Raw genomic sequence first — 24,406 nt, forward strand, 5'->3', positions numbered from 1 at the left:
CGTCTCATCCCCGCCAGAACGGCTTCGACACCTCTTGCTCCACCTCGGACCGGCTGACGCCGATGTCCTTCAGCTGATGGTCGTCGAGCCTCGCCAGTGCATGACGTTGTTTGCGCCGTTCCATCGCGGAAAACAACACGTCGAGCAGCCGCCAGAGCGAACGCGAGGCGACACGGGTGACGCGGCCGGCGGCCGGGACGGCGCCCGGGGCTGCCGTGTACGGGCCGGAACTGCGGGTCACGTCGGTGTGGCGCATCGGATCCTCCATCATCTGGCGCACAACGCTCGAACAATCGAGACAATCAGGATTATGGAGACGTAATCGGCGGGGTCAAACGGAACATTGTCACCATTACATTTCCGATGTCGGATGTATCTTTTCGGCCACAGGCGCAAGCACCGCCCTCGACAGACTGTAAAAATCCTTGTGAAACGAGGGAGCGCGCCGGCCTTTCCGGAAATGGTTCTGTCTTGCGGATGGTTTGCGAGACAAGTTGAGGCCGGACCGCCGGATTGTCATGGTGGCATTGTGCCGGTCGCATGGCCAGCCCTCCCCCGGCCGCCCTTCCCGCAGTGATATGACCGGCCGCGCCATTGCGCCCGGCCCCACTGCCGCCCTATGCTGATATATCACTCAAGATCACATCGGGAGAACGCCATGCAGCCGCCCTACCTTGCCGCCGACCGGCGATACGAAGGCATGAGCTATCGCCGCACCGGCCGCAGCGGGCTGGACCTGCCGGCCATTTCGCTGGGGCTTTGGCAGAATTTCGGCGGCACCGACGTGTTCGCCACCGGGCGCGCCGTGCTGCGCCGGGCCTTCGACCGCGGCGTCACCCATTTCGACCTCGCCAACAACTACGGCCCGCCGCCGGGTTCGGCCGAGGAGAATTTCGGCCGCATCCTCGCCACTGATTTCCGCCCCTACCGCGACCAGATGGTGATCTCGACCAAGGCTGGTTACGAGATGTGGCCCGGCCCCTACGGCAACTGGGGCTCCCGCAAGTATCTGGTCTCCAGCCTGGACCAGAGCCTGAAGCGGATGGGTCTCGACTATGTCGACATCTTCTATTCGCACCGCGTCGATCCCCGCACCCCGCTGGAGGAGACGATGGGCGCGCTCGACCACATCGTCCGCCAGGGCAAGGCGCTCTATGTCGGCATCTCCTCCTACTCGCCGGAGATGACGCGGCGGGCGGCCGGGATCCTGAAGGATCTGGGCACCCCCTGCCTGATCCACCAGCCCTCCTACTCCATGCTGAACCGCTGGGTGGAAGGCGGGCTGCTGGAGACGCTGGAGGATCTCGGCATGGGCTGCATCGCCTTCTCGCCGATGGCGCAGGGCATGCTGACCAACAAGTATCTGGGAGACCGCCCGGCCGACGCCCGCGCAGCCAAGGGCGGGACGCTGCGCGCCAACTTCCTGTCGCCGGAAAACCTGGAGCGCATCCGCGCGCTCGACGCCATCGCCCAGCGGCGCGGCCAGACGCTGGCGCAGATGGCCATCGCCTGGGTGCTGCGCGACCCGCGCGTCACCTCCGCCCTGATCGGCGCCCGCAACGTCGAGCAGCTCGACAACTCGCTGGACGCGCTGAACAACCTGTCCTTCACGTCGGAGCAACTGGCGGAGATCGACACCCACGCCGTCGCCGACGCCGGCATCAACCTGTGGAGCGCCTCCTCCGCCGCCGAAGCGGGCTGAGCGGCTCCTATCCCCTCTCCCCGGGGGGAGAGGGGGATTCCTCCGTGCTAAAAAGCCACCACCCTCACTCCGCGGCGTCGGTAGCCCGATAGCGCTCCAGCCAGTGGGCGTAGGGCGCCGGCAGCACCCAGGACGGACGCTCCACGCCCAGTTCCTTGGCGGCGCGGTAGGGATAATGCGGGTTGGCCAGATGGGCGCGGCCGACCATCACCAGATCCAGCTGCCCGTCGGCGACGGTCCGGTTGGCGATCTTCGGCGCGTCGATGCCCCAGGCCGCCGCCACCGGCAGCTCCGCCTCGCGCCGCACCCGCTCGGCGACCGGGGCCAGGAAGGCCGGCCCCCACGGAACGCGGGCGTCGGGGGTGGAAAAGCCGACGCTGACGCTCAGCAGGTCCAGCCCGCCGGCGCGGAAGTTGCGGGCGAGTTCGATCGACTCGGCCAGCGTCTGCTCGTCGCGCCCGTCATACTCGATCACGCCGAAGCGCGCGGTCAGCGGCAGGTTTTCCGGCCACACCTCGCGCACCGCCGCCAGCGTTTCCAGCAGGAAGCGGCTGCGCCCGGCAAGGTCGCCGCCATACTGGTCGGTGCGTTTGTTGGCGTGGACCGAGAAGAAGCTCTGGCCGAGATAGCCGTGGGCGAAATGCAGCTCCAGCCACTTGAAACCGGCATCGCGGGCGCGCACGGCGGCGGCCACGAAGTCGGCGCGGACGCGGGCGATGTCATCCAGCGTCATCGCCTTCGGCACCTTCGGCAGATGATGGCCGAAGGGAACGGCCGACGGCGAGATGGTCTCCCAGCCGCGCGGATCGCCGTCGGCGATGTGGTCGTCACCCTCCCAGGGGCGGTTGGCGCTGGCCTTGCGGCCGGCATGGCCGATCTGGATGCCGGAAATGGCGCCGGCGGCGGCGATGGAGGCGGCGATGCGCGCCATTCCGTCCGCCTGGGTGTCGTTCCACAGGCCGGTGCAGCCCGGCGTGATGCGGCCTTCCGGCGACACCGCCGTCGCCTCGACGATCACCAGACCGGCGCCGCCGCGGGCGAGGCCGGGGTAGTGGACGAGATGCCAGTCGTTGATGACGCCATCGACGGCGCTGTACTGGCACATCGGCGGAACCGCGATGCGGTTGCGCAGGGTGACGTCCTTCAGCGTGAAGGGCGTAAACAGGGCGGACATGCGAATTCCCGTCTCGATCGTGTCGGTGGCGGCAGGAGATAAGGCGTCAGCCCACCCCTGCCGCAGATCGGGAAGATTTAGGTCCGCCCAAGCCTCAGCCAACCCGCCCGGCCGCCAAACGGCCCACTATCGCCGCATGGCTGCGGATACCGTTGCGCAGGCATTTCAGCTCGAACTTCTCGTTCGGTGAATGGATGCGGTCGTCGTCCAGCCCGAAGCCGACCAGGATGGTGTCCAGCCCCAGATGCTCGCGGAACCAGCCGACGATGGGGATCGACCCGCCGCCGCCGATCAGCACGCCGTCGCGCCCCGTCGCCTCTTTCAGCCCGCCGCGCACCGCCTGCATCCAGGGCGTGTCCGTCGGCACCTCGATGCCAGGCGAGGAGCTGAAGCTGCGGAAGCTGACCGTGCAGTCCGCCGGCAGCCGGTCCTCGAAGAAGCGTCGGACCGACGCCTCGACCGCCGCCGGATCCTGGCCGGGCACCAGACGGCAGCTCAGCTTGCACGACGCCTTGGCCGGGATGACCGTCTTCGATCCCTCGCCGGTATAGCCGCCCCAGATGCCGTTGATGTCGCAGGTCGGCCGGGTCCAGATGCGCTCCAGCAGCGTCCGCCCCGCCTCGCCATGGCTGCGGGTCAGGCCGAGAGCGCCCAGGAACTGCGCCTCGTCCAGCGGCAGGCCGCGGATCTGCGCCCGCAGCTCGTCCGGCAGTTCGCGCACGCCGTCATAGAAGCCGTCGAAGCGCACCCGCCCGTCGGCATCGTGGATCTGGCCCAGGATGCCGCTCAGCACGTTCAACGGGTTGGGCACGGCGCCGCCGAACAGGCCGGAATGCAGGTCGTGGCTCGGGCCCGTGACGGTGGCTTCCAGATAGAGCAGCCCGCGCAGCCGGGTGGTGATCGCCGGGGTGTCGACGTCCCAGGCGTTGGTGTCGGTGACCAGGCAGAAATCGGCCTGCAGCTCCGCCGCATGCTCCTTCAGGAAGCGTGGCAGCGACGGGCTGCCGGTTTCCTCCTCGCCCTCCAGCAGCACGGTGGCGCGGATCGGGATGGAGCCGTGGACGGCGTGCCAGGCTTCGAAGGCTTCCATGAAGGTCATGGTCTGGCCCTTGTCGTCGGCGGCCCCGCGCGCGACGACGCGGCGCCCCCGCTCGGCCTCGACGATCACCGGATCAAAAGGCGGGCTGGTCCACAGCTCCATCGGGTCGGCCGGCTGCACGTCGTAGTGGCCGTAATAGAGCACATGCGGCGTCTCTGCCCCCTCCGGCCCTGGGCCCGGCCCCGGATGATGGGCGACCAGGATCGGGTGGCCGGGCGTGTCATGGATGGTGACGCTGAAGCCCATCGCCGTCAGCCTGTCGGAACACCAGCGGGCGGCGCGCCGGACCTCGCCGGCATAGGCGGGATCGGTGCTGACCGAAGGAATGCGCAGCAGCTCGCAGAGCCGGCCGACCGACTCCTCGAAGGACTCGTCCACCTTGCGCAGAACGGCATCGACAGGAAGCATGACACGGCCCTCTTGTTGATTGTAGATGCGCCCAAGCGCCCTCTCCCGCCCCGGGAGAGGGAGGGGACCCATGCGCAGCATGGGGAGGGTGAGGGGGAATCCGAGAATCCCGAACCGCATGGCTCCGTGCCACACCCCTCACCCTTCCCGCCGCTTCGCGGCGGGCCCCTTCCCTCTCCCGGGGCGGGAGAGGGGAATCTCATCCCCCCAGCCCAAGCAGCCTGCCCAGAATCGGCTGCCCCACCGCCGCCCCCAGCGCGAAGCCGCCGACCAACCCGATCACCAGCCCCACAAGGCCCGCCCCCATCCCGCCGCCCGACCGCGCTCCGCCGCGCTCCGCCTGCCGCGCCCCATTGCCCCCGCCGCCCGGCTCGTCGCCCTCGTCGATGGAGGACGCGCGCCGCGCGCTGTAGGAGGTGTCGGTCGCCTCGTGCCACGCCTGGATGCGCTCCAGCGCCGGCTTCAGCTGGGCGTCGTCGGGCGTGCTGCCGCGGCCATGGACGATCTCCCAGGCCAGCGCGGCGAAGCGGCTGGTGGTCCGCCCGTCCGGCGTGAAGATCGCCGCCGGCATGCGGCGGTAGGTCGCCTTCACCACATCCACGTCATAGGGGAAGGCGGTGCGGAACATCTGCTCCGGGAACTCGTTGCGCAGCTGGGTCAGCGATTCGCGACCGACCTCGTCGTTGGTGATCGACAGCATCAGGATGCCGGCCAGCGTCAGGCTGGGGTTCAACCCGTTCTGGATATGCTCCACCACCTGCAGCGTGCGGCGCAGCCCGTCCAGCGCATAGCGCCCCGGAAACACCGGCACGATCAGCCGGTCCGACGCCGCCAGCGCGCCGGCCGCCAGATGGCCCAGCGCCGGCGGGCAGTCGATGACGACATAGTCCGGCGGGTTGCGCGAGAAGTGCAGCGCCTTGCGCAAGCCCCGCTGCGAGCCGCCGCGGCTGTCCAGCGCATGTTCCAGCGAATAGAGCTTGCGCGCGCCGACGATCATCGACAGCCCGTCGAAGGCGGTCGGGGTGATGGCGTCCTCGACGAAGGTTTCCTTGCGCAGCAGGTCGTTGATGCCGACCTTGGCCTTGTCGCGCAGCAGGAAATTGCTGGTGGCGCTGCTCTGCGGGTCGAAATCGATCAGCACGACGCTCTTGCCCAGCGCCGCCAGCGCCAGCGCGAGGTTCACCGAGGTGGTCGTTTTGCCGACGCCGCCCTTCTGGTTGTAGACCGACAGGATGGTCGGCTGCCGTGTCTCTGGCGTGTCGAAGACGTCTTCGTGGCTGGTCATGTCCATTCCGCTTCGCCGTTTCTGCGGCTATCCCCCGCCCCGCACCCTTTGTCCTGGACCAGGGTTTCCCAGGGCTGGAGCGCGGGCGCACTATAAGCGCCGGGCGCGCCCAAGTCTCCCCACACGTTCGAGGGTTGCGGGCGGCCATCGGAGGGCGCTTGCCGCATTCCTGCACAACCGATGCGCAAAGTTTCGGGTCGCGCCAAAGGGCCGCTCAGGTCCACATGGTGACAAACAATCCCGAGGGAGGACAATAGGATGACCACCGAACTTCAGCACCTGATCGGCGGCAAGCTGGTTTCCGGAACGTCGGGGCGGTTCGCCGACGTCTACTCCCCGATGACCGGCGAAGTGCGCGCCCGCGTGCCGCTGGCGAGCGTGGAGGAGATGCGCGCCGCGGTCGAGAACGCCAAGCAGGCGCAGCGCGGCTGGGCCGCCACCAACCCGCAGCGCCGCGCCCGCGTGCTGATGCGCTTCCTCGACCTCGTCCAGCGCGACTATGACGAACTGGCGCTGCTGCTGTCGCTGGAGCACGGCAAGACCATCATCGACGCCAAGGGCGACATCCAGCGCGGGCTTGAGGTGGTGGAGTTCGCCTGCGGCATCCCGCACCTGCTGAAGGGCGAGTTCACCGACGGCGCCGGCCCCGGCATCGACATCTATTCGATGCGCCAGCCGCTGGGCGTCGTCGCCGGCATCACGCCGTTCAACTTCCCGGCCATGATCCCGATGTGGAAGTTCGCCCCGGCCATCGCCTGCGGCAACGCCTTCATCCTGAAGCCGTCGGAGCGCACGCCGGGCGTGCCGGTCAAGCTGGCCGAGCTGATGCTGGAGGCCGGCCTGCCGGCGGGCATCCTGAACGTCGTCCATGGCGACAAGGTGGCGGTGGACGCCATCCTCGACGACCGCGACATCAAGGCGGTGGGCTTCGTCGGCTCCACCCCGATCGCCGAATACATCTACAACCGCGGCTGCGCCAACGGTAAGCGGGTGCAGTGCTTCGGCGGCGCCAAGAACCATGCGCTGGTGATGCCGGACGCCGACCTCGACCAGGCGACCGACGCGCTGATCGGCGCCGGTTACGGTGCGGCCGGCGAGCGCTGCATGGCGATCTCCGTCGTCGTGCCGGTCGGCAAGAAGACCGCCGATGCCCTGATGGAGCGGCTGATCCCGCGGGTGGAAGGCCTGAAGGTCGGCCCCTCGACCGACAGCAGCGCCGATTTCGGCCCGCTGGTGACGCGCGAGCATCTGGAGCGCGTGAAGTCCTACGTCGATCTCGGCGTCAAGGAAGGCGCCAAGCTGGCGGTCGACGGCCGCGAGTTCACGCTGCAGGGCTACGAGAACGGCTATTACATGGGCGGCTGCCTGTTCGACGAGGTGAAGCCGGACATGCGCATCTACAAGGAGGAGATCTTCGGCCCGGTCCTCTCCGTCGTCCGCGCCGACTCCTATGAAGAGGCGCTGGCCCTGCCGAACGACCACGAGTACGGCAACGGCGTGGCGATCTTCACCCGCGACGGCGACGCCGCCCGCGACTTCGCCAGCCGCGTCGATGTCGGCATGGTCGGCATCAACGTTCCGATCCCGGTTCCGCTCGCCTACTACACCTTTGGCGGCTGGAAGCGTTCGGGCTTTGGCGACCTGAACCAGCACGGCCCCGACGCGGTGCGCTTCTACACCAAGACCAAGACCGTCACCTCTCGCTGGCCCTCGGGCGTCAAGGAAGGCGCCAGCTTCGTCATTCCGACCATGGATTGATGGGCTAGAATATCCCCTCTCCCCCCCGGGGAGAGGGTTAGGGTGAGGGGGACGCACAGCGAGGATTCTCGCGATGGCACGCAACGCATCCCCCTCACCCCGACCCTCTCCCCGGGGGGGAGAGGGGGAATCGCACGAGGTGACGCATGTCCTTTGAACTGACCGAAGACCAGGTCGCCATCCGCGACATGGCGTTGTCCTTCGCCCGCGACGAGCTGGCGCCCAACGCCGTCGAGTGGGACCAGAAGAAACATTTCCCCGTCGACACGCTCCGCGCCGCCGGTGAACTCGGCATGGGCGGCATCTATGTGTCGGAAGACCATGGCGGTTCCGCGCTCAGCCGCTTCGACGCCGTGGTGATCTTCGAGGCGCTGAGCCAGGGCTGCCCGACCATCGCCTCCTACATCTCCATCCACAACATGGTGGCGGGGATGGTGGACAATTTCGGCAGCGACGAGCAGAAGGCCCATTGGCTGCCGAAGCTCTGCACCATGGAATGGCTGGCGAGCTACTGCCTGACGGAGGCCAACGCCGGCTCCGACGCCGCGGCCTTGCGCACCAGGGCGGTGCGTGACGGTGACAGCTACATCCTGAACGGCGCCAAGCAGTTCATCTCCGGTGCCGGCAGCTCCGACCTCTACCTCGTCATGGCCCGCACCGGCGAGGACGGTCCCGGCGGCATCAGCGCCTTCCTGGTCCCCAAGGACACCCCCGGCCTCTCCTTCGGCGCCAACGAGCACAAGATGGGCTGGAACGCCCAGCCGACCCGCGCCGTCATCATGGAGGACGCCCGCGTCCCCGCCTCGGCCCTGCTGGGGCAGGAAGGGATGGGCTTCAAGTTCGCCATGAAGGGTCTGGACGGCGGCCGCATCAACATCGCCGCCTGCTCCATCGGCGGCGCCCAGGCCGCACTCGACAAGGCGCTGACCTACATGAGCGAGCGCAAGGCCTTCGGCCAGTCGCTCGACCGCTTCCAGGCGCTCCAGTTCCGCATCGCCGACATGGCGACGGAGCTTGAGGCCGCCCGCACCTTCGTCCACCGCGCCGCTTCGGCGCTGGATGCGAAGAGCAAGGACGCCACCCGCCTCTGCGCGATGGCGAAGCGCTTCGCCACCGACACCGGCTTCGAGGTGGCGAACAACGCCCTGCAGCTGTTCGGCGGCTACGGCTATCTGGCTGATTACGGCGTGGAAAAGATCGTCCGCGACCTGCGTGTCCACCAGATCCTGGAAGGCACCAACGAGATCATGCGCCTGATCGTCTCGCGCAGCGAGATCGGGCGGATGGCGTAACCAAACACGGAACCTCATCCCCTCTCCCCCCCGGGGAGAGGGTTAGGGTGAGGGGGTCGCGCGGCGGCCCTCCGACAAAAATCCACCCCTGTGCATCCCCCTCACCCCGACCCTCTCCCCAGGGGGGAGAGGGGGAAGCACCCAAAAAACCAAACCAACGGGAGACGCGACGATGGCGATGATCGGTTTCATCGGATTGGGCAACATGGGCGGCCCGATGGCCGCGAACCTCGTGAAGGCGGGGCATCAGGTGTCGGGCTTCGACCTGTCGCCGGCGGCGATCGACGCGGCCAAGGCGGCCGGCGTCACCATCGGCGACAGCCCTGCGGCCATCGCCGCCGCGGCGGAGGTGGTCATCACCATGCTGCCGGGCGGCCGCCACGTGCTGGGCGTCTATGACGGCGACACCGGCATCGTCGCCGCGGTGAAGCCGGGCACGCTGCTGATCGACTGCTCCACCATCGACGTCGACTCCGCCCGCAAGGCGCATGCGCTGGCCGCCGCCAAGGGTGCCGCCTCGCTCGACGCGCCGGTGTCGGGCGGCGTCGGCGGCGCTTCGGCCGGCACGCTGACCTTCATGGCCGGCGGCGAACCGGACGCCTTCGAACGCGCCCGCCCGATCCTGGAAGCCATGGGCAAGAAGATCGTCCATTGCGGCAGCGCCGGTGCCGGTCAGGCGGCGAAGATCTGCAACAACATGATCCTCGGCATCTCGATGATCGGCGTCTGCGAGGCCTTCGTCCTGGCGGAAAAGCTCGGCCTATCGCATCAGGCGCTGTTCGACGTGTCCTCGACCTCGTCGGGCCAGTGCTGGTCGCTGACCAGCTATTGCCCGGTCCCCGGCCCTGTGCCGGCCAGCCCGGCCAACCGCGATTACCAGCCCGGTTTCGCGGCGGCGCTGATGCTGAAGGACCTGAAGCTGGCCCAGGAAGCGGCGCAGAGCGCCGGGGCCCCCACCCCGTTGGGTGCCGCGGCGGCGCAGCTCTACGCCATGATGAACGCGCAAGGCGAAGGCGGCACCGACTTCTCCGGCATCATCCGCATGCTGCGCGGCGAAGGGTAAATCAGGTAGCGGTTGGGGGCAGGAACAGCGCCTGCTCCCGCCGCACCAGATCGGCGATGTAGTCGGCGGTCATCGAAATCCGCGCCAGCGAGCGCAGATCCTCGTGCACGATCAGCCAGAAGGACCGGGTGATCGTCACCTCTTCCGGCAACACCTGCACCAGATCCGGCTCGCCGGCCGCGATGAAGGCAGGCAGCATGCACAGGCCGGCTCCGGCCAGCGTCGCCTTCAACTGGGCGACGAGGCTACTGCTCTTGATGCGCGGCGCCACCTCCCCGATGGTCTCGACATAGTCCAGCTCGGGCGCGAAGATCAGGTCGTCGATATAGCCGATGAAGGAATGGCCGCGCAGGTCGGCGCGGCTGCGGATCGGTGGCCGGGCATCCAGATAGGCGGCGGTGCCATACAGCCCCAGCCGGTAATCGGTCAGTTTCCGCGCATAGAGCCGCCCTTCCTGCGGGCGCGACAGGCTGATGGCGATGTCGGCCTCGCGCTTGGACAGGCTGAAGACGCGCGGCATGGCGACCAGCTGCACCTCCAGCTCCGGATGCCGCTCACAGAGCGCCCCGATGCGCGGCGCCAGAAAACAGCTGCCGAAGCCGTCCGGCGCGCCGATCCGCACCGCCCCGGCCAGCGACAGGTCGCCGTCGGCGACCATCCCCTGCGCCAGAAGCGCCGCGCTCTCCATCACCTCGGCGGTCTGTTTCAGCCGCTCGCCCTGCGGCGTCAGGGTGAATCCGCTGGGACGGCGTTCGAACAGGGTGACGCGCAGCGCGTCCTCCAGCGCGGTGATGCGGCGGCTGACCGTGGTGTGATCGGCCCGCAGGCGCTGGGCCGCCGTGGTCAGCGTGCCGGCCCGGGCCACCGCCAGGAAAAAGCGCAGGTCGTTCCAGTTGAAATCGGCCATGTCGCCGGCGCCGCCGTCCATTCTCGTAAGGGAAACAGGGGCCGAACTGTCCCACCAACCCGCCCGCCTGACAAGAGCGCCAACCCGCCCCTGCGACAACGCCCCACACCGGGGCGCAACTCGCGCCCTGCCCCACCGCCGAAAGAGCCCGCCCGGAAGGAGTACCGCGTCTCCCGGGCACCGCCCCCATTTCGCGCGGACGAACAGGCGCGCTGATGCGTTTATCTGTTGAGAGACGCGAGCGCGACGATCGAAAGGACGGAGGATGCCGGGCGAGGGCCGGACGACGACCGGAAGCGGGACGGTGATGGCGGCGGCACTCGCCGCCCTGCTTGCCCTGTCCGTTGCAGAACCGGCCGCTGCGGAACCGCTGCTGTACGCGCCGGAGACCGCCAGCCCCCTGCCCTCCCCCGCTCCTCCGGAGCCGGTGGCCGCACCGCCGGCCGCCCCGGTCGCTGTTGCGGTGCAGGCGCCGAAGCGGCCGCAGACCGACGCCTTCGACTGCTGGATTCTCGACCCGAACCGGCTGGAGCGGGCGGCCGACCGCGGCCTGTGCAACGACGCCTTCGCCAGCGCGCCGGAAACCGCCTCTTTACCGGACGCCCCTCCCCCGCCGGCGGTCACGCCGCTGCGCAAGCCGAAGGCCCCCAAGCGTCATGCGCGCGGCTCCAGCCGCCGTTCCAGCCACAGCGAGGCCCACGAGATGACGGCCTCCGCCGCGCGGGCGTCCCGCAATGGCGGCGGCGTCGATTTCTTCGGCAATTTCCAGCGCGACTTCAGCGCGCTGACCGACCTGCTGAGCGGCGGCTCCTCCCCCGGCCGCAGCGGCAGCCGGGACGGCATCGCCTCCCACTCGTCCCACGACCATTAAAACGGATCAGGCCTCGCCGTCCGTACCGGGGCCGATGTCCTCCGCCTCGACGTCGATGGTGACGCCGGTGCGGCCGGATCGGCCATGGTCATGTTCCGGGTCGATGCCATGGTCGCGGCGCAGCTCGTCGCGGACCTCCGCCATGCGGGCGCGCAGCCGGGCATATTCGGCCAGCAGCTGCCGGCGCCGGTCGTTCGGCGTCACATCCTTCGGCGGGCGCAAGGACCGCTTGAAGTCGATCAGCTGGCGCCGGGTCACGTCGGGACGGATCAGCCCCTGCGCCTTCGCCCGCTCCAGCTCGTCCGGCGTCATGGTGACGATCTGGTAGGCGACGCTTTCCGCCCCCGGCAGCACCTCCAGTGACAGTCGGCCGGTGTCCACCGCCTCCGCCACCGCGCGGAACCGGAAGGCGGTCTCGACCGAAAACGGCATATCGCTCTCGATCATCGCCTCGAAGTCGCCATGCGGCAGGATTTCCTTGGCGCGGTTCAGATACCGGCCGATCGACAGGAATTCCTTGCGGCTGCGGTTCCAATGATAGCGGATCTCCTGCGCGAACTCCTGCCGGGTGTGGCAGGGCACGATGGCGTCGCTGATGTCGGACGCCCGGCGGTCCGCCTTGGACGGCGCCACCGCCGTCGCTGAGCGAACAGGAGTAGACGCTACCTCCGGCTTGGCCGCCGGCGGGGGAGCGGCCTTGCCCTGCTCCGCCACCTTCTTCATGAAGGACTTCACGTTGGCCATCTTCAGATCCCCAGCTCGTGCCGGATGAAGTACCAGGCGCCCAGGCATTCGTCTGCACCGTTCACCGCGCCGACATCGACGATCGAACAGCCGATGTCGTCGACCCGGTGCATGTCCTCGATGTCCGGCACCTCGTGCGGCACCAGCCGGCCGACCCGGCCCAGTTCCAGCTTCGCTTCACGCAAGCTGACCGACCGGCGCTTGACCCGGTTCAGCAGGAAGGCGGCCGGGCGGCCGTAATCGCGCAGGAACTCCATCCAGGGGATGACGCTCATCTTGTCGAAGCGCCCGACCCCGGTCGGCACCAGCACCAGATCGGCGCGCCGCAGCAGGATCTTGGTCGCCTCCGGATACAGCTCCACCGACGGCGGCGTGTCGATGAACACCACGTCGTAGCGGGCAGGGTCGATCTGGGCGAGCGCGGCGTCGATCTCGTCCAGCGTGCCCTCGTAATGGTCGATGGTCGCCACGTCATGCGGCCGGCGCAGCTCGTGCCATTGCCCCAGCGTGCGCTGCGGATCGAAATCCAGCGTCGCCACCCGCATGCCGTCCTTGGCCGCGGCGACGGCGGTGTTCTTGCAGCTGGTGGTCTTGCCGGTGCCGCCCTTCGGCGCGCTGTACACCACCCAGCGCGCCGGCTTCGGCGCGACTGCCTTTACCGACCCTGCGGCGCCCTGGGTCGCTTGCCTGCCGCTTGATTTACCTGACGATTTGCCCGCAGACTTCCTCGTGGCGACGGCGGTCGGATCGGCCATCTGTTTCCCCTGCATCGCGTGCCAGTCTACTTGATGGCCTTCTTATTAGCGGATCGGCGGTCGGCTCGAAAGGGCAAAGGCGATACCTGCGCCATGGAAATAGGCCATCCCTGTACCGTAAAAACCGTTACCGGTAACGCCTGTAACTCCGTTTCCGTTACCGGTAACGCTTCCGGTGCCCGCACACGCGCAACCTCTGTTGCCGGCACGAAACATTCTGTCACCACTTTCGGGATTTCCGTGCGGCCGTCGGGTCGCTAAAATGTTTCGTATCCATTGGTTTATGACAGCGTATTGCCTTCCCATCGGGTTTCGGGGGCGGCGAGAGGATTGGATCGGTGATGCGAGTATCAGGGGCGTTCGGCGGGACGGCGGTTCGACGCGACATGGCGCGGCACCGGACAACGTTGCGCCACAGCACGGCGCTGGCGGGTGCGGCCCGTTTCGCGATCGTCGCCGCGATCACCACCCTCTCTCTGGCCTTCCCTCTGGCCCTGGCCCACCCGGCCTTGGCCAATCCCGAAGGCGGCGTGGTCACCGACGGCGCCGCCACCATCCAGGCGACCTCTCCCAGCCGCCTCGACATCATCCAGTCGACCTCCAAGGCGGTGATCGACTGGCAGCGCTTCGGCATCCGTGAGGGCGAGCACACCAATTTCCAGCAGCCCGACGCCGGCTCCATCACCCTCAACCGCGTCACCGGCCCCGACCCGTCGGCGATCCTGGGGCGGCTGACCGCCAACGGGCAGGTCTGGCTGGTCAATCCCAACGGCATCCTGTTCGGACCGAACGCCCAGGTCGATGTCGGTGGGCTGCTCGCCACCACCCACGACATCCGCAACGACGACTTCATGGCCGGCCGCTATAAGTTCGAGGGCCGCGCCGGCTCCACCGCCACGGTGGAGAACGAGGGCACCATCACGGTGGCCGAGGCCGGGCTGGCGGCGCTGGTCGCCCCCGGCGTCGCCAACCGCGGCACCATCCAGGCCCGGCTGGGCGAGGTGACGCTGGCGTCCGGCAAGCGCTTCGTCGTCGACCTGTTCGGCGACCAGAAGATCAACATCGCGGTGGACGCCAAGACCGACGCGCGCCCCATCGGCGCCAACGGCAAGCCGGTCGACGCTCTGGTCAGCAACAGCGGCAAGATCTTCGCCGACGGCGGCCGGGTGCAGATGACGGCCAGCGCCGCCAAGGGGCTGGTCGACCGCGTCGTCAACATGTCCGGCACCGTGCAGGCCCGCCGGGTGGAGCAGCAGGGCGGCGACATCGTCCTGCTCGGCGACGGTGGCGAGGTCGAGGTCTCCGGCACGCTCGACGCCAGCGGCAACGGCAACTCTCAAAGTGGTCCGGGCCAAACCGGCGCCCCTCAAACTGGCGGTTCCGTCACCGTGTCCGGCAACCGCACCACGCTGGCGGCAACGGCGCGCGTCAACGCCTCTGGTCCCGCCGGGGGCGGGGAGGTGCTGATCGGCGGCGACGTGCAGGGCGGCAAGGCGTCCGCCGCCACGCTGGCCGGCTACAACATCCGCCCGGCGCGCAAGCCGGTGCCGCCCTCCACCGACACCGTGGTGGCCCCGGGCGCCACCATCACCGCCGACGCCACGCAGGCGGGCAAGGGCGGCAAGGTGGTGGTGTGGGCCGACAACGCCACCCGCTTCGACGGCGCCGTCTCCGCCCGTGGCGGCGCGGCCGGCGGCGACGGCGGCTTCGTCGAAACCTCCGGCAAACTGTCGCTGCATGTGCGGGGCAGGGTGGATGCGGGGGCAGGGCAGGGGAAGGGTGGCTCCTGGCTGCTCGACCCGACCAACATCATCGTGGCGGACACCGGCGGCACCATCACCGCCACCGAGATCCAGACCTCGCTGAACAGCGGAACCAGCGTCACGCTGCAGACCGACGTGAATGGGTCGGAAGCCGGCGACATCATTGTCAACCAACCCATCGTGAAGTCGTTCGGCGGCGATGCTTCGCTGACGTTGAATGCCTACCGGAACATCATCGTCAACAGCAGTATCCGGTCGGACGCCGGTGCGCTGAGCCTCATCCTGAACGCTGGACGCACCGGAAACCCGGACACGTATGAGGGTGCAGTTCAGATCGGCAAAGAAGGCGAAGCCATTTCGATTTCCACCCGCGGCGGCTCGTTTCTGGTGGGAGGCGGGATGGATCCGTCGACCCACCCGGCAACCGGACTGTCGATCGCCGGCTACGCGTCAGGCGTCAATTTCGTCAATGCCACGGTGGATACCGGTGCCGGCTCCATCACCGTCAATGGGCAAGGTGGACGCTATGATGATGGCGGAAACCACGGCATCGCGCTCCGCAACAGCCAGTTGCTGACCAGCAGCGGGGCCATCACGCTCACCGGCGCCGGTGGAACCAGCACCTGCTCGGAAGTGGGTTGCGATCCCGACCTGTACACCGGCGATAACCTCGGTGTTCTGCTCGACACGGCAACGGTACAGAGCTTGAGCGGCATCGTCACGGTCACGGGCGCCGCCGGACACAACGATCAGGAATGCTACTATGGCTGCTCATCGGGGAATTCCTTCGGCGTTCGACTGAAAGCGTCGACGCTCGAGAGCGACAATGGCGCCATCATCGTCGCCGGTGCGGGAGGAACCGACCGAAACGAGTTTGGCTCCGGTAACGAAGCAATCCTGGTCGAGGCGTCCTCTCAATTGATCGGGCTCGGCAACACGTCGATCACCCTGACGAGCGGCGGCGGGTGGAACGACGACATCGTGCTGGACTCATCGACGGTGTCCACCCAATCGGGAGCCATCCATGTCGACGCAGCGCGTGACCTGAAAGCGTCGACCCTGGCCCTGACCAGCGGAGGCACGACGATGCTCAAGGCAGGGAACAGCGTCTCGCTGATGTCCTCCACCATCATTTCCTCCGGAACTCCGGTGACCGTAAACAGCGGTGCGTCCTCCGGCGGTCCGATCTTGATTACCGGCGGTTCGATTACCACCAGTGGCGGCGCCATCACCCTGGGCGGCGGCAACGATCCGACGCAGGAGGCAGCCAAGGGCAATTCGGACAGCCCGGCCGGCGTGACGATCGAGAACGCCACGCTGGAGTCCGGCGGCGGCGCCATCTCCATCCGCGGCGAAGGGGCCGATTACGACAGCGAGGGCCATGGCGTCGCCATCACCGGGACCAGTGAGCTTCTCTCCGGCACCGGCAAGATCGCCATCCGCGGCAAGGCGGTGTCATTCTATGGCTGGAATGCCGGCGTGCTGATCGCCACCGGCGACGAAGGCAGCCCGATCATCCGCTCCGGCTCCACCGCCTCCGACGCCATCCTGATCGACGGCGACGCCACCCAGGTGGATGCCGATGAGGCCTGGGGCGTGAAAGTCCAAGGCACGGCGACGATCACCTCGTCCGGCGGCCTCGCCATCATCGGCAAGGGCGGCACGTCGGCCGTCAATTACGAGGTCGCCGGCATCGGCCTCGATGCCGAAACCGACGGCAGCATCCGCATCGCCGCGGGTGGCGGAGAGGCGAGCCTTCAGGGCACCGCCGGAACCGGCGAAAAGGCGACGGCGCTGTACAGCAACGGGGACGTGGTGGTCACCAGCTCCCCGCCGCCCCCTCCTCCTCCTCCTCCGCCTCCGCCGCCGCCACCTCCTCCCCCTCCGCCGCCGGTGACGCCGCCGGTTACACCACCGGTGACGCCACCGAACACGGATGACCCGACCACGCCAACGACCCCGACCACTCCAACCACGCCCCCGACGCCCACCACGCCGACCACCCCCGGCACCGACAGCGGAGACGGAACCGGCACACCGACCACCGGCGGAACCGGCACGACGGACACGACCTCGCCGTCGACCGGCCAGACCGCCACGACCGGCAGCACTTCCGTGCAGACGGTGCTGCAGACGGTGGCGCAGATTGCAGCCAACCCGACGGGGACGCCGGCCACCGGCTCAAGCTCGACGGCCACCGGCACCACGGCCGCCGCCACACCCGGCTCATCCCCCGGCTCCTCGACCACCGCGACCGCCCCCCAGACCTTCCTGGCGGCGCTGGAGCAGGGGACGGGTCAAGGGACAGGGCAGGGGACGGGTCAAGGGACAGGGCAGGGCGGCCAGACCTCCGACGGTACCCGGCCGGCCGGCAACGGCCCGACCTCTCCGCCGCCTCCGCCACCCGCGCCGGCGACGGTGGTGCTGCCGTCCGGACGCTCCGTCACCTTCTCGGCGGAGGCGACGCAGGCCTACGCCTCCGGCGCAACCCTGTCGCAGCCGGGGCCGCAGCTTCTCGCCGCGCCGCAGGTGCAGGCGGCGGCCGGTAGCCTCATCCAGGCGGCCGGCAGCGGCGGCATGGTCCAGGCGGTGACGAGCCTGTCGACCGGCAGCCTCTCACTGCCGGAACAGCGCGCGGTGCTGGCCAGCGTACCCGTCCCCGCCCTGATCGGCGGCCTGACCGCCAGCGGCGATCCGGTGGCGGTGCGTGTCGGCGGCATCCTGCAGAACAGCGCGTCCGGCCAGCCCGGCGGCTACGCCCAGGTGCGCGCCGCGGTGACCCAGGCCAACCTGCCGCCCCAGGTCGCCCGCACCTACCTCGCCATGGTGCAGCGGGTGGAGCGTGAACAGCGCACCCAGGCTTTCTCGGGCGCGCTGCGGCAGCTGGTGGCGAACCCGCGGGCGGCGGACATGTTCGGCCGGCCGACCGCCTCCTCGGCCCCGCCCAGCCTGCAGCAGGCGCGCGGCGGCCGCACCCGCGGCGGCAGCATGACCCTGCGCGGCATCGTCGCCGACAGCGCCAATCTTGCGGAGGCGCGGGTGAACGGCCGCTGGGTCTTCATCGACGAGAAGGGCCAGTTCCGCACCAGCATCCCGGTGGAGCCGGGGGCGACCGAAGCCACCCTAACCATGACCGACGAGGCCGGCAAGACGACCGAGCAGCGCATCGCCATCGACAGCACGGCCGCCGCCCCCGATCCCGCCGCCCCGCCGAAGCCGCGTAAGATCGCCCTGATGATCGCGGTCGACAGCTACCGCGACAATGCCATCCCGGCCCTGTCCACGCCCGGCGCCGACATCAAGGCGGTGGCGCAGGCGCTGAACGACCATCTCGGCTACGAGACGCGGACCTTGCGCAACCCGACCAAGGCGCAGATCGGCGAGGCTCTGCGCAAGCTCGGCCGCGAGGTTGGCGAACAGGATCAGGTGATGGTCTATTACGCCGGCCACGGTTACGAACTGGCGGAGACCGGCACCGGCTATTGGCTGCCGGCCGATGCGGAGACGACCAGCGCCCGCAACTGGGTGTCCAACAACGACATCGGCCGCTTCCTCAGCCGCATGCCGGCCAAGCATGTGATGGTGGTGTCGGACAGCTGCTATTCCGGCGCCTTCACCAAGGAGCAGAAGATCGACGCCAGCCGCCTCGCCAGCGAGCAGGAGATCCGGCAGCGCCGCTCCGTCATGGCCCTGTCGTCGGGCGGCGACGAGCCGGTCGCCGACGGCGAGGTGAATTCCCCCTTCGCGGTGGCGCTGAAGAAGCGGGTGATGGCCCTGCCGAAGGACAGCAACGGCTACGCGCTTTATCAGGAAGTCCGCCAGGACGTGACCAGCGAGGCGCCGCAGACCCCGCAATATGGCGTGATCCGCACCGCCGGCTACGACGAAGGCGGCGACTTCATCCTGGACCTGTCGGATCGCCGCATGAATTGAGGCGGGGATGGGGATGCTGCGAATGCCCCCTCCCCATCCCTCCCCCGCTTCGCGGGAGAGGGGGCAGGACGCTTGTCGACGTGACGTAAATGTCGAAGCAGCGGCAGTCCCCTCTCCCTCGAAGAGGGGGAGGGTTAGGGAGGGGGCAAACCGCCGCAACAACTCCTCCATTTTCCTCTGGCGTGTAGTTTCAGAAGAAACTATATGAGCGACAAATGGTCGCGCCCGGTGCCCAGGCCGGCCGCATCCCCCGGAACAGGGAGCAGCCCGCATGACGTCCCCCGCCTTCACCTACCAGTCCGGCTTCGGCAACGAATTCGCGACGGAGGCGCTGCCCGGCGCCTTGCCCGTCGGCCGCAACTCGCCGCAGCGCCCGCCCTACGGCCTCTATGCCGAACAGATCAGCGGCACCGCCTTTACAGCACCACGTGCCCACAACCGCCGCTCCTGGCTCTACCGCATCCGCCCGGCGGTCGTGCACGAACCCTTCCGCCCGCTGGAGTCCGGCTCCCTGACCAGCCGCTTCGACGAGGTGCCGGCCCCGCCGACCCAACTGCGCTGGAACCCGCCGGCGATGCCGGACACGCCGACAGACTTCGTCGCCGGCCTCACCACCATGGGCGGCAACGGCGGGCCGCAGGCGCAGACCGGCTGCGGCATCCACCTCTACACCGCCAACCGGTCGATGCAGGGCCGCTTCTTCTACGATGCTGACGGCGAGCTGCTGATCGTGCCGCAGCAGGGCCGCCTGCGCCTCTACACCGAGCTTGGCGTGCTGGAGGTCGAACCGCAGGAGATCGCCCTGATCCCCCGCGGCCTGCGCTTCCGGGTGGAACTGCTTGACGGCACCGCCCGCGGCTATGTCTGCGAGAATTTCGGCGCGCCCTTCCGCCTGCCGGACCTCGGCCCCATCGGCTCCAACGGGCTGGCCAACCCGCGCGACTTCCTGACGCCCGACGCGTGGTACGAGGATGTCGACGGTGACTTCGAACTGGTGGCGAAGTTCGACGGCGCCCTGTGGACCGCCCGCATCGACCATTCACCGCTGGACGTTGTGGCCTGGCACGGCAACCACGCCCCTTGCAAATACGACCTGCGCCGCTTCAACACCATCGGCTCGATCAGCTTCGACCATCCCGACCCGTCGATCTTCCTGGTGCTGCAATCGCCCAGCGACACCCCCGGCGTCGACAGCATCGACTTCGTCATTTTCCCGCCGCGCTGGCTGGTGCAGGAGGACACCTTCCGTCCGCCCTGGTTCCACCGCAACATCGCCAGCGAGTTCATGGGCCTGATCGTTGGGGTCTACGACGCGAAGGAGGAGGGCTTCCTGCCCGGCGGCGCCTCCCTGCACAACTGCATGAGCGGCCACGGCCCCGATGCGGAGACCTTCGCCAAGGCCACCGCCGCCGACACCGCCCGGCCGCAGCGGGTCGGCGACACCATGGCCTTCATGTTCGAAACGCGCGCCGTCATCCGCCCGACGCGGCACGCACTGGAAACTGCCGAGCTTCAGCACGATTATTACCGCTGCTGGCAGGGGCTGGCGAAGCGCTTCGACCCGAACCGGCCATAAGCCGGCCAGAAGTCAGGGAAGCCGCACCCGCCAGCCCCCATCATGCGACGTTTTGTCTCGACGGCGCGCGCGCAGCCTTTCAAACTGCTGCCGTGCCGTTCGGGCGCTTGGCAAGGGGAGGGGGCCGATGGCGGCCGACGTTGGTATTGGTGCGGAAAGCCGGTCGCTGCTCGACCGGATGATCGACCGCATGACGGTGCAGCGCGACGCGCTGGCCTGGGCGCAGCGCGCGGTCGCCGGGCGTGACGGCATGGTGCTGGAGGTTGGCCTGGGCAAGGGCCGCACCTTCGACCATCTGCGCCACCTGTTCCCGCCGCGCGACATCCTGGTGTTCGACATGTGGGTGCGCGTGCCGCCGGAGCTGACGCCGGACGAGGACCGCCTGTTCGTCGGCGATTTCCAGGAAACCATGCCGGCCGCCGCCGAGCGTTTCGGCCGCTGCGCCCGGCTGGCCCATGCCGATTTCGGCAGCACCGACCGCAACCATGACGCCAAACAGGCGGCGTGGCTGGCGCCGCTGATCGACGCGCTGATGCTGCCCGGCGGCGTCGTGCTGTCCGACCGTCCGCTGCAGCGCCCCAACTGGACCCCGCTGCCCCTGCCGCCCGACGATCGCTGGAGCTACTACGCCTGGAAGGTCGAAGGCTGAGCGGCCGGCAACGGAGAAAGCGGCAGCGGCAAAAGCACCGATGGAAAATGGACCGGCCCACGCCAATCTTCCGTCCTTCATCCCCCCGCGCGCGACCCCTGCGGCCCTGACCGGCCGCGACGCTGAAGGCCATTGATGGACCGCAACATATTTCAGTTCATTTGGAAGCACAGCGGACGCCAGCAGATCCTGCTCGCCCTGTTGACGGTCGCATCCTTCCCGGTGCTCTACGCCTCGCTTGAACTGCCGAAGATCATCATCAACCGGGCCTTGTCCGATCCCCAGCCGGTGCGCGAGATCCTCGGCGTGTCCATGGGGCCGGTGACCTATCTGCTGGTGCTGTGCTTCACCTTCCTGGCACTGGTGCTGGCCAACGGCGCCTTCAAGATGCGGATCAACACCTTCAAGGGCGTGGTCGGCGAACGGCAGGTTCGGCGCCTGCGCTTCCTGCTGCTGGACCGCATGCTGCGCTTCCCGCTGCCTCATTTCTCCAAGGTCAGCCAGGGAGAGCTGATCTCCACCATCTCGGCGGAAACCGAACCGCTGGCCGGCTTCATCGGCGATTCCTTCGCTCAACCGCTCTACCAGGGCGGCACGATGCTCACCATCCTGCTGTTCCTGTTCATCCAGCAACCGACCATCGGCCTCGTCTCGGTCGCGCTGATCCCGGTGCAGGCCTACATCATCCCCAAGCTTCAGATGAAGGTGAAGCTGCTGGGCAAGGAGCGGGTGCGCAAGGTCCGCCAGCTGTCCGAACGCATCGGCGAAAGCGTGGAGAACGTCCGCGAGGTCCGCGTCAACGGCACCGTCCGCTACGTGATGGCCGAGTTCTCCCAGTATCTCGGCAGCATCTACTGGATCAGGCTGGAGATCTACAAGCGCAAGTATTTCGTCAAGTTCCTGAACAATTTCATCAACCAGATTACCCCCTTCTTCCTGTTCTCCATCGGCGGTTATCTGGTTCTGCACGGGAACATGTCCATCGGCGCGCTGGTGGCGGCGCTCTCGGCCTTCAAGGACCTGACCGCCCCCTGGAAGGAGCTGCTCGACTATTACCAGAACATGATCGACGCCCAGATCAAGTACGAGCAGATCGCCGACCAGTTCTCGCCCCCCTTCCTGTTCGAGTGGACGACGCCGACGCCCGCCACGCCCCCCGACCTCAAGGCTCCCTTGCGGCTGGAGGCGGTGACCTGGGCCAACGAATATGGCGACCGCATGCTGCAGCGCCTGTCGCTGGAGGTGCCGCCGGGCTCCCTGATCGGCATCGCCGGCACCAACGCGCTGGCACTGCGCCGTCTGGCCGAGGTGCTGGTGCGGCTGTCGCCGCCGACCTCCGGCCGGATCACCATCGGCGACCAGTCGCTGGACGCCATTCCGCTGGAGCTGCTGGGCCGCCGCATGGCCTATGCCAGCCCGGAACCGCGCATGTTCACCGGCAGCATGATGCAGAACATCACCTACGGTCTGCGCCACCGCCCGCCGGCCGACGATCCGGACAGCATGTCGCCCGCCCGCCGGCGCGAGATCGTGGAGGCCGAGGCGTCGGGCAACTCCACCGACAGCATGGAGGGGATCTGGACCGACTTCGCCATGATCGGCGCCACCGACTGGACCAGCCTGCGCCCCTGGTTCATGCAATGCCTGGCGGCGACCGGCGGCGAGACCGCCGTCTACCAGCGCGGCCTGCGCGAGGTGTTCGACCCCGACGACTACCCCTTCGTCGCCCAGCCGCTGCTGCGCGCCCGCCACTGGCTGCGCGACGCCATCACCGAACGCGGGATGGACAAGCTGCTGGCCCGGTTCGAACGCGACTGCTTCAACCCCTACGCCAGCCTTGCCGAGAACATGCTGTTCGGCCTGCCGGACGGCAAGCGGCTGACGGTCGCCCGCATGGTCTGCAACCCGACCGTCCGCGAGCTGATGGAAACATACGGGCTGTGGGACTCCGCCGTCCGCATCGGCCGCCGCTTCGCCATGCGGGTGGTCGGCGTCTACCGCGACAGCGCCGACGGCGACGTCATGATCATGCGCTACCCGCACATTGACGACGCCCTGTTCGAAGAGCTGGTGGAGGCGGTCACCCGGCTGAAGCGCCGCTCCGAACGGCCGCAGCGCCGCCATCAAGAGGCGGACACCCTGCTGTTCGCCACGATGTTCCTGATGATCGTGCCCAAGCGCGACGGCATGGACTTCGTGCCCCCGGCGGAGCGCGAGGCGATCATGGCGATCCGCCGCAGCCTGCTGAACGAGATGCCGTACGAGCTGCGCGACAAGGTCGCCGTCTTCGATCCCGACCTCTACCACCCGCGCCTGAACGTGATGGACAACCTTCTGTTCGGCCGCATCACGACGGAGGATCCGCGCGCCATCACCCAGCTGCGGGTCCTGGTGGACGAGGCGCTGGAGCGGACCGACGCGCGCGCCTTCGTGCTGATCCTGGTGGCGCTGGGCGAGGTCGGCATCGGCGGCTCGCTGCTGCCGATCAGCGTGCGCCAGCGGGTGCAGCTGATCCGCGGCCTGATGAAGAAGCCCGACATCTTCGTCATCTATCAGGCGCTCAACAGCTACGATCCGGAGGAACGGCTGCGCATCTTCCTCGCCATGAAGGAGTTGCTGCCGACCATGACGCTGATCGTGCTGGAGGAGCGGATTTCCGACAACCCGGCCTTCGACGCGCTCTACGACCTGGAGGACGGCCGGCTGGTCCGGCGCGGCCAGAATGGCGCCGACCATGACGAGGACACCATGCCGGGCGAGACGGAGGAGACCGACGAGCCGGCCCTGCGCCTGCTGTCGCGCTCCCCCGTCTTCTCCGACCTGCCGGAAACGGTGCTGCGCCGCCTGCTGACGGCGTCGGAATGGCGCACGGTGGCGGCCGGCGATTTCATCTACCGCAGCGGCGAACCGTCGGAATTCACCTTCGTCCTGGCGGAAGGGGAGGCGGAGCTGGTGCGGCTGATGCCCGACAACCAGCCACCGCTGCACATCGCCTACATCAAGCCGCCCGAGGTGATCGGCGATCTGGAGCTGCTGGCCGGCGTGCGGCGTTTCTCCACCATCCGCGCCCGCACCGACCTGCGTCTGCTGCGGCTGGACGGGGCGAACATGCTGCGGCTGCTGTCGTCGGTGCCGGACCTGCCTCTGCGGGTGATCCAGCAGGTCGGCAAGCGCCTGACCAGCGAAGCCCCGGCCGTCCCGCCTCCGGCCACGCCACCTCCCGCTCCGCGGGCCGAGACAGCCGAAAACAGCCGATCCGAAACGGAAGCATAATGGAATGACCGCAATGGGGCAGGAGCGCCAGACATCCCCTCTCCCCCCCGGGGAGAGGGTTAGGGTGAGGGGGATGCATGGCGTGGCCATCCCGAGAATCCTCGCTGTGCGCCCCCCTCACCCCGACCCTCTCCCCGGGGGGGAGAGGGGGATA

At 68.4% G+C, this 24,406-nt stretch carries 16 protein-coding genes; 9 read left to right on the forward strand and 7 right to left on the reverse strand.

The genetic code is table 11. From position 1 onward, the window contains the following. Window positions 1-4: 4 nt before the first annotated feature. Window positions 5-256, reverse strand: a complete 252-nt coding sequence (locus M5E06_RS28310; protein WP_252141107.1) for a DUF1127 domain-containing protein — start codon at window positions 254-256, stop codon at window positions 5-7. Window positions 257-658: 402 nt separating this feature from the next. Here M5E06_RS28310 and mgrA point away from each other — a divergent pair, with 402 nt between their 5' ends. Next, window positions 659-1,702, forward strand: coding sequence for an L-glyceraldehyde 3-phosphate reductase (mgrA, locus tag M5E06_RS28315; RefSeq protein ID WP_252141108.1), 1,044 nt, complete (start codon window positions 659-661; stop codon window positions 1,700-1,702). 64 nt (window positions 1,703-1,766) lie between these two features. On the opposite strand, the gene M5E06_RS28320 is transcribed toward mgrA, so the two are convergent. From M5E06_RS28320 to M5E06_RS28330, 3 genes are all read right to left on the reverse strand, one after another. Then, window positions 1,767-2,876 (reverse strand): NADH:flavin oxidoreductase/NADH oxidase, encoded by a 1,110-nt coding sequence (locus M5E06_RS28320; RefSeq protein ID WP_252141109.1) that lies wholly within the window; start codon window positions 2,874-2,876, stop codon window positions 1,767-1,769. A 94-nt stretch (window positions 2,877-2,970) separates the two neighbouring features. After that, on the reverse strand, window positions 2,971-4,383 hold the full coding sequence (locus M5E06_RS28325; RefSeq protein ID WP_252141110.1) for a M20/M25/M40 family metallo-hydrolase: 1,413 nt from the start codon (window positions 4,381-4,383) through the stop codon (window positions 2,971-2,973). A gap of 199 nt (window positions 4,384-4,582) precedes the next feature. Then, complete coding sequence (locus tag M5E06_RS28330) at window positions 4,583-5,668, reverse strand: ParA family protein (protein WP_286209024.1); 1,086 nt, start codon at window positions 5,666-5,668, stop codon at window positions 4,583-4,585. Between the two features lie 258 nt (window positions 5,669-5,926). On the opposite strand from M5E06_RS28330, the gene M5E06_RS28335 reads away from it, so the two are divergent. The 3 genes from M5E06_RS28335 (at window position 5,927) to mmsB (ending at window position 9,781) form a co-directional block, all read left to right on the forward strand. After that, window positions 5,927-7,426: a CoA-acylating methylmalonate-semialdehyde dehydrogenase gene (locus M5E06_RS28335; RefSeq protein ID WP_252141112.1), complete on the forward strand. Its 1,500-nt coding sequence runs from the start codon at window positions 5,927-5,929 to the stop codon at window positions 7,424-7,426. Window positions 7,427-7,572: 146 nt separating this feature from the next. Further along, window positions 7,573-8,718 (forward strand): isobutyryl-CoA dehydrogenase, encoded by a 1,146-nt coding sequence (locus M5E06_RS28340; RefSeq protein WP_252141113.1) that lies wholly within the window; start codon window positions 7,573-7,575, stop codon window positions 8,716-8,718. A 172-nt stretch (window positions 8,719-8,890) separates the two neighbouring features. Then, window positions 8,891-9,781, forward strand: coding sequence for a 3-hydroxyisobutyrate dehydrogenase (mmsB, locus tag M5E06_RS28345; RefSeq protein ID WP_252141114.1), 891 nt, complete (start codon window positions 8,891-8,893; stop codon window positions 9,779-9,781). Window position 9,782: 1 nt separating this feature from the next. On the opposite strand, the gene M5E06_RS28350 is transcribed toward mmsB, so the two are convergent. Continuing rightward, entirely contained in the window at window positions 9,783-10,688 is a 906-nt protein-coding gene (locus tag M5E06_RS28350) for a LysR family transcriptional regulator (protein ID WP_109074436.1), read from the reverse strand. A gap of 265 nt (window positions 10,689-10,953) precedes the next feature. On the opposite strand from M5E06_RS28350, the gene M5E06_RS28355 reads away from it, so the two are divergent. After that, window positions 10,954-11,559: a hypothetical protein gene (locus M5E06_RS28355; RefSeq protein WP_252141115.1), complete on the forward strand. Its 606-nt coding sequence runs from the start codon at window positions 10,954-10,956 to the stop codon at window positions 11,557-11,559. 6 nt (window positions 11,560-11,565) lie between these two features. Here the strand turns inward: M5E06_RS28355 and M5E06_RS28360 are convergent, their stop codons facing one another. Both M5E06_RS28360 and M5E06_RS28365 read right to left on the reverse strand, forming a co-directional pair. Then, window positions 11,566-12,303, reverse strand: coding sequence for a DUF3102 domain-containing protein (locus M5E06_RS28360; protein ID WP_252141116.1), 738 nt, complete (start codon window positions 12,301-12,303; stop codon window positions 11,566-11,568). A 2-nt stretch (window positions 12,304-12,305) separates the two neighbouring features. Beyond that, window positions 12,306-13,058 carry a ParA family protein gene (locus tag M5E06_RS28365; RefSeq protein WP_252141117.1) on the reverse strand — a complete coding sequence of 251 codons (753 nt, stop codon included), beginning with the start codon at window positions 13,056-13,058 and terminating at the stop codon, window positions 12,306-12,308. Window positions 13,059-13,399: 341 nt separating this feature from the next. Between M5E06_RS28365 and M5E06_RS28370 the strand changes: the two genes are divergently transcribed. From M5E06_RS28370 to M5E06_RS28385, 4 genes are all read left to right on the forward strand, one after another. After that, entirely contained in the window at window positions 13,400-18,754 is a 5,355-nt protein-coding gene (locus M5E06_RS28370; protein WP_252141473.1) for a two-partner secretion domain-containing protein, read from the forward strand. Between the two features lie 271 nt (window positions 18,755-19,025). Continuing rightward, on the forward strand, window positions 19,026-20,330 hold the full coding sequence (gene hmgA, locus M5E06_RS28375; RefSeq protein WP_252141118.1) for a homogentisate 1,2-dioxygenase: 1,305 nt from the start codon (window positions 19,026-19,028) through the stop codon (window positions 20,328-20,330). 127 nt (window positions 20,331-20,457) lie between these two features. Then, on the forward strand, window positions 20,458-20,979 hold the full coding sequence (locus M5E06_RS28380; protein ID WP_199230961.1) for a class I SAM-dependent methyltransferase: 522 nt from the start codon (window positions 20,458-20,460) through the stop codon (window positions 20,977-20,979). Window positions 20,980-21,114: 135 nt separating this feature from the next. Beyond that, the gene (locus tag M5E06_RS28385) at window positions 21,115-24,252 is read left to right on the forward strand and encodes an ABC transporter transmembrane domain-containing protein (RefSeq protein ID WP_252141119.1); all 3,138 of its coding nucleotides are present in this window, start codon (window positions 21,115-21,117) and stop codon (window positions 24,250-24,252) included. Window positions 24,253-24,406 lie beyond the last annotated feature (154 nt).

Source organism: Azospirillum sp. A1-3 (genome assembly GCF_023806445.1).
Classification (GTDB): domain Bacteria; phylum Pseudomonadota; class Alphaproteobacteria; order Azospirillales; family Azospirillaceae; genus Azospirillum.